The organism is Streptomyces torulosus (assembly GCF_001419765.1).
Classification (GTDB): domain Bacteria; phylum Actinomycetota; class Actinomycetes; order Streptomycetales; family Streptomycetaceae; genus Streptomyces; species Streptomyces torulosus.
The window spans coordinates 1-4,014 of record NZ_LIRK01000922.1; the positions used below are offsets into that span (position 1 = coordinate 1).

Sequence of the window (4,014 nt, forward strand, 5' to 3'; positions counted from 1 at the left end):
CAGGACGTGCTGGCCGGTACGGTGCCGTCGGCGGGGACTCCCGCGGAGACCCCGGCCCCCACGGACGAGCGGGCACCCGCGTACGGCGCCGTGCCCGCACCGCACGACCTGGACGACGAACCGACGCCGCCCCACGAGTCCCCGTACGGCGCCTCCCCCGGCCCCGAGGAGCCCCCGACGGGCCCCGGCGGCCTCCCCCGGCGCCGCCGGGGCCCGTCGGGGGCTCCTCGGGGCCGGGGGAGGCGCCGTACGGGGACTCGTGGGGCGGCGTCGGTTCGTCGTCCAGGTCGTGCGGTGCGGGCACGGCGGCGTACGGCGCCGACCGCTCGGCGTACGCGGGTGCCCGCTCGTCCGTGGGGGCCGGGGTCTCCGCGGGAGTCCCCGCCGACGGCACCGTACCGGCCAGCACGTCCTGCGGGACCAGCATCAGGACGCCCGTGCCGCCGCGGGCGGAGGGGCGGAAGGAGACCTTGAGGCCGTGCTTGCGGGCGAGGCGGCCGACGACGGCGAGACCGAGGCGGGTGCCGGTGAGGCCGGTGAGGTCGGAGTCCTCGCCGGAGACGGCGCGTTCGGCGCGGCGCAGCTGGACGTCGCTCATGACGAGGCCCGAGTCCTCGACGGAGATGATGACGCCGGCCGGGACCTCCTCGACGTAGACGTGGACCTCGGCGGTCGGCGGCGAGAAGTTCGCCGCGTTGTCGAGGAGTTCGGCGAGCGCGTGCATCACGCCCTCGGCGGCGTGCCCGGCGACGGCGGACTCGCTGGAGGAGTGCAGCCGCACCCGGCGGTAGGCGCCGATGCGGCCCATCGCGCCCCGCAGGATCGACTCCATGGGGATGGGCTTGGCCCAGCGGCGCCCGGAGCGGGCGCCCGCGAGGACGGCGACGGAGTCGGCGAGACGGCCCGCCTGGGCGGTGCGGTGGTCGAGGTGGAGCAGGTCGGCGAGGACGTCCTCGTCGGCGTGCCGCTCCTCCATGGCGCGCAGGTCGGCGAGGGTGCCGGTGGCGAGGGCCTGCATCCGGCCGGCCACGTTGGCGGTGACGGCGAGGGCTGCGGTGCGCTCGGCCTCGGCCTGCCGGGCGCGGTCGAGGAGACGGGACCTCTCCTCCTCGGCCTTGGTCTCCAGTTGGGCGCGCTCGTCGGCGAGCCGGCCGCGCTCGTGGTCCAGTTCGGCGGTGAGCCGGGTCCGTTCGCGGGCGTAGTCGGCGGCGATCCGGGCCCGTTCCTGGAGGAACTCCTCGGTGAGCCGCGCCCGTTCCTGCCCGAACTCGGCCGTCATCCGGGCCCGTTCCTGGAGGAGCATCCCGGTGTCACGGGACACGGCGTCGAGGCGGTGCCGCAGTGACCGCGCCGACTGCCGGGCGTGGACGGCGACCGCTACGGCGAGCGTCAGCAGCAGGGCGGCGGCGCCCGCGCCACCCGCCACCGGGACCCGTAAGGACGCGGGTGCGAGCGCGACCGAACCGCCGGCCGCGGCGGCGGCGAACACGGCGGTGACCAGGGGCAGGGGCAGGACTGAGCGGAGCGCTGGGCGGTCGCCCGGAGGGCGTGGGGGGCTGGGCGCGGTCATGGTCTGCTGTCCTCGGTCGGTTCTGGACTCGGTAACTCAGTCGGTTCCTGGCCTCGGTAACACGGTCGGTTCCTGTGCGAGAAGCGACACCTGGTGCTCAATTGGGCGTCACTATATGAGAGTTCGTGACGGGGGTCGGGCGGTTTCCGGTTAGCTCCCCAGAATCCGGCCATCGCCCCGGTACCGGCCCGCCGTCACCGCGTGGTCACTGTCAGTGGTGGGATGCATGCTGGAGGGATGGAAGGTCCAGGGGAGACGCGAGCAGGGTCACAATCCGGGCCGGCGGCGGAGCAGCCCGCGGCCGGGGCGCGGTCGACGGCGGAGCGGCACTCGTCCAGGTCGGTGACGACGGCGGGGCGGCGCTCGGCGCGGTCGGATGCGACGGCCGGGCTGCGGGCGGCGCTGACGGCGGCCGTGCGGGGCGAGGTCGCGTTCGACACGACCGCGCGAGCGCTGATGACCATGGACGCGTCCAACTACCGTCGGGTGCCGCTCGGCGTGGTGGCGCCCCGGGACGCGGACGACGTGGCGGCCGTCCTGGCGGTGTGCCGGGAGCACGGCGTGCCGGTGGTGGCGCGCGGCGGCGGCACGTCGATCGCCGGCCAGGCCACGGGCACGGGCGTCGTCCTGGACTTCACCCGCCATATGAACCGGCTGCTCGCCCTGGACCCCGAGGCGCGCACGGCCGTCGTCCAGCCGGGCCTGGTCCTGGACCGCCTCCAGGACGCCACCGCCCCGCACGGCCTCCGCTTCGGCCCCGACCCCTCCACCCACAGCCGCTGCACCCTCGGCGGCATGATCGGCAACAACTCCTGCGGCTCCCACTCCGTGGCCTGGGGCACCACCGCCGACAGCGTGCTCGAGCTGTCGGTCCTCGACGGCAGGGGCGGGGCCCACATCCTGGGGCAGGGCTGGTCGGGTGCCCCGGACGGTCTCCGGGCCCTGGTGGAGGGGGAGTTGGCGCTGCTGCGCACCGGCTTCCCCGACCTGCCCCGCCGTATCTCCGGCTACGCCCTCGACACCCTGCTCCCCGAGCGGGGCGCCGATGTGGCCCGCGCCTTCTGCGGCTCCGAGGGCACCCTCGGCGTCCTCACGGAGGCGGTCGTACGCCTCGTCGAGGCTCCCCGCGCGCGTTCCCTCGCCGTCCTCGGGTACGCCGACGAGAGCGCGGCGGCCGAGGCGGCCTCCGCGCTGCTGCCGCACGGCCCGCTGACGGTGGAGGGCATGGCCGCGGACCTCGTACCCCCGGGCACGTCCGGGCTGCCGGCGGGCGGGGCGTGGCTGTTCGTGGAGACCGGCGGGGACACGGCCGCCGAGGCGCGGGCGCACGCCGAGGCGATCGTGCGCGCGGCGGACGCGGCCGACGCGCTGGTGGTCACCGACCCCGCCGCCCAGCGCGCCCTGTGGCGGGTCCGCGAGGACGCCAGCGGGACGGCGACGAGGATGCCCGACGGCAGCGAGGCCTGGCCCGGCTGGGAGGACTGCGCGGTCCCGCCCGCCCGACTCGGCGCGTACCTCCGGGACTTCCGCGGCCTCCTGCGCGCCCACGACCTGCGCGGCACCCCCTACGGCCACTTCGGCGACGGCTGCATCCACGTCCGTATCGACTTCGACCTCCTCACCGGGCCGGGCGTCGCCCGCTTCCGCCGCTTCTCGGAGGACCTCGCCGACCTGGTCGTCTCCCACGGCGGCTCCCTCTCCGGGGAACACGGCGACGGCCAGGCGCGGGCCGAACTGCTGCCGAGGATGTACGGCCCCGACCTGATCGCCCTGTTCGAGCGGGCCAAGGCCCTCTGGGACCCCGACGACCTCCTGAACCCCGGCATGCTCGTCCGCCCGGCCCCGCTCGACACCAACCTGCGCTTCACGCCGCTGCCCCGCGACCCGGTCCCGGTGGTGTTCGGATACCCGGAGGACGGCGGCGACTTCTCGGCGGCCGTACGACGCTGCGTGGGCGTCGCCAAATGCCGTACGACGGAGGCGGTTCCGGGCTCCGGCGCGGTCATGTGCCCCTCCTTCCGGGCGACCGGCGAGGAGGAGCACTCGACGCGGGGCCGGGCCCGCCTCCTGCACGAGATGCTCGCCGGTGAGATCGTCACCGACGGCTGGCGCTCGCCCGAGGTGCGGGACGCGCTGGACCTGTGCCTGTCCTGCAAGGGCTGCCGTTCGGACTGCCCCGTGGGCGTCGACATGGCCACGTACAAGGCGGAGTTCCTCCACCACCACTACGCGGGCCGCCGCCGCCCCGCCGCCCACTACACGATGGGCCGCCTGCCGGTATGGCTCCACCTGATCGCCCGCACCCGCACGGCCGGCCTCGTCAACCTCCTCGCCGGTGTGCGCCCCTTGGCCGGTCTGGCGAAACGGCTGGGAGGGATCGCGGGGGAGCGGGACCTGCCGAGGCTGGCGACGGTGCCGTTCTCACGGTGGTACCGGGGGTGGGT

The 4,014-nt window shown here is 75.8% G+C and carries 2 protein-coding genes; one reads left to right on the forward strand and one right to left on the reverse strand.

The features are described 5' to 3' along the window. Nucleotides 1–1,570 (reverse strand): sensor histidine kinase (locus AOK23_RS42535; protein ID WP_240496835.1); only part of this gene is annotated, 1,570 nt, incomplete at its 3' end. A 456-nt stretch (nt 1,571–2,026) separates the two neighbouring features. Here AOK23_RS42535 and AOK23_RS42540 point away from each other — a divergent pair. Continuing rightward, a partial coding sequence (locus AOK23_RS42540) for an FAD-binding and (Fe-S)-binding domain-containing protein (protein WP_240496836.1) occupies nt 2,027–4,014 on the forward strand: 1,988 nt, incomplete at its 3' end.